Here is a 2,510-nt window from a genome sequence, read left to right as displayed (position 1 = left end):
CTGATTTCTTTTTCAATGGCACTAGCAATCTTCTCCACCATATAGGCCGTCTGGAGATTGCGCAAGATCAAGAGGGCCCAAAAGCATGCAAAGAGCATTTGACCCGCCATGGTCGCTTCATTGAAAAAGTATGTCTCCATAGCAGTAAAGACTGCTATCACTGCAAATTGTTTTCTATTCATAAAATTATTTTACCATGATTCAGTAAAAAATTCATGTATTAATCGTCTTGCAGGGTGATTTTATCGGATAAAAAGTGAAATTCCTCAGGGATGACACTTTCCTCTTCTTCCACCACTTCCGCTTTTTGCCCACGCGCCTTAGCCGAAAACTCTGCCCGAATTTGAGTCCATTCTTCCATCGAAACCGCTAAAATCTCTGGCGAGAAACCGGCAGCATTACTGAGGATATTTCCAAACATGGTATTGAGGTTGTCCCGCTTCATGGTCTGTTCAGCATTAAAGGCAGACTCAAAGGCTAAAATAGCGTGATTTTCATTGGCAGCGACCGGCTGGGATCCGATTAAGAGGGCTTTATCCGCACCTGCCAAGCTCTCGATGATTTCCCCCCAAGCGTTCTGAAGACGGATCAAGTTGGTTCGTGCCAACTCTGGGTTTTCAACCGCCTCTTGTAAAATGGCATTGACCTTGTTTCGATCTGCACAGTAGCCCTTGCTCGACTTGGTTGGACGAGCTACTGCTGGTTTTGAAGCAGGAAGACTGCTACCTGATTGCGCTAACTGTTGCTTGAGTTGAGCGACTTCCTTCTTCAAATCTTCCAGCTGAGCTAGCAGATTGGAAGGAACCTCCACAGTAGCTGAGTTAGAAACTTGGCCTGTGCTTTCAGCCAATTTAATGGTCATCATTTCAGTGTAGATGCGCGGTTGCAGACTATTTTTGATATCCGCTAGACTGGTCGTCGCCTGGTCAATCAGGGCAAAAAGACGGGCTTGATCGGCTTCAAGATTAACGGCAAACAAGTCACTATTGTGGGTATTTTCTCCACCTGTCTGGACAATCAAAAGATCCCGCAAGTATTGAAGTAAGTCCGTGACGAAACGGGCCATATTCTTCCCATTATCAAAGATAATCGCCAGCTGATCCAGCGCCGCTGTCGCATCATGAGCCAGAATGGCAGCTACGTACTGATCAAGCGCAGCTAGGCTGATAGAGCCGGTGATCTCTTCGGCGATTGCTGTCGTCAACTCACTACCCGCAGTCAGACTCAGGGCTTGGTCCAAAATGGACAAGGCATCCCGCATCCCACCTTCAGCGCGCCGGGCAATGATCTGAACAGCATCTGCTTCATAGGCAATGCCTTCAGTAGCTAAGATACTTTCCAAATGGTGAACGATATCTGGCAGTTTGATGGATTTAAATTCAAAGCGTTGCACCCGTGACAGAATGGTCGCAGGAATCTTGTGTAACTCCGTTGTTGCGAGGATAAAGACTACGTTTTCCGTCGGCTCTTCCAGCGTCTTCAACAAGGCGTTAAAGGCCCCTGTCGAGAGCATATGGACCTCATCGATAATGTAGACCTTATGCTTGGCTAGACTCGGAGCATAGGTGGATTTGTCGCGAATATCCCGAATTTCATCGACCCCATTGTTAGAGGCCGCATCGATCTCGATAACATCTTCTAGGCTCCCATTGGTGATGGATTCACAGATATAGCAGTCGTTACACGGCTCCCCATTGACTTGATTAGGACAGTTCATAGCCTTAGCAAAGATCTTGGCCACACTGGTTTTCCCAGTACCACGAGGACCAGAAAAGAGATAGGCATGGCTGATCTTCTCCTGCTCGACGGCCTGTCTCAATGTCCGTGCCACTACTTGCTGTCCGACCAATTGGCCAAAGGTCTGGCTACGGTATTTCCGATATAAAGCTTGATACATTAGTTCTTAACTCCAAACATCTTAAAGTCCCAGTTTGTCTTATCGATCAAGAGAGCGACAAACTTTTCTAAATACTCTTGATCCAGCTGATCATAGTCAGAGACACACTCTGAATCTAGATCTAAAACCCCAAGGAGCTGACCGTCCTTGATCATAGGCACCACAATCTCACTCATAGCCCGGCTATCACAGGAAATATAATTAGCGTGTTGGCGCACATCATCGACAATCATGGTTTCCCGCTTTTGAGCGGCTTCTCCACAGACACCCTTTCCAAGAGCGATATGGACACAAGAAACACCTCCCTGAAAAGGTCCCAAGATCAATTCCGTTTGGTCATACAAATAAAAACCCGCAAAGACCGAACGAGGCAGGGCTTGATTTAAGAGAGCACTGGCATTGGACAGATTAGCCAAGGCATTGGTTTCTCCAGTTAAGAGAGCATCTAATTGAGCCAGCAAGAGCTGGTATTGTGATTCTTTTTCCGAATGTTTCATACCTTCCATTATACCAAATCTTTGCCCAAAAATTAAGCTTCAAACAGCGAAAGAAAAGAGAGTGGGACAGAAATCAGTAATTCGTTAGAATTCGATTTCGTCGTCCCACCTCCGCA

3 protein-coding genes are annotated in these 2,510 nt (G+C 46.4%); all 3 read right to left on the bottom strand.

Annotated features, from left to right (window positions below):
- Positions 1–182 (bottom strand): DUF3272 family protein (locus ADH92_RS00690; RefSeq protein WP_049495973.1); only part of this gene is annotated, 182 nt, incomplete at its 3' end.
- A 38-nt stretch (positions 183–220) separates the two neighbouring features.
- Positions 221–1,897 carry a DNA polymerase III subunit gamma/tau gene (gene dnaX / locus ADH92_RS00685; protein WP_049495970.1) on the bottom strand — a complete coding sequence of 559 codons (1,677 nt, stop codon included), beginning with the start codon at positions 1,895–1,897 and terminating at the stop codon, positions 221–223.
- Positions 1,897–2,394, bottom strand: coding sequence for a GAF domain-containing protein (locus ADH92_RS00680; protein WP_049495976.1), 498 nt, complete (start codon positions 2,392–2,394; stop codon positions 1,897–1,899). Before ADH92_RS00680 ends, dnaX begins: the two co-directional genes overlap by 1 nt.
- Positions 2,395–2,510 lie beyond the last annotated feature (116 nt).

This window comes from Streptococcus parasanguinis (assembly GCF_001073155.1).
In the GTDB taxonomy this organism is placed as follows: domain Bacteria; phylum Bacillota; class Bacilli; order Lactobacillales; family Streptococcaceae; genus Streptococcus; species Streptococcus parasanguinis_D.
Note: the sequence above shows the minus strand (reverse complement) of the source record. Positions and strands in the feature narration are given on the sequence as shown.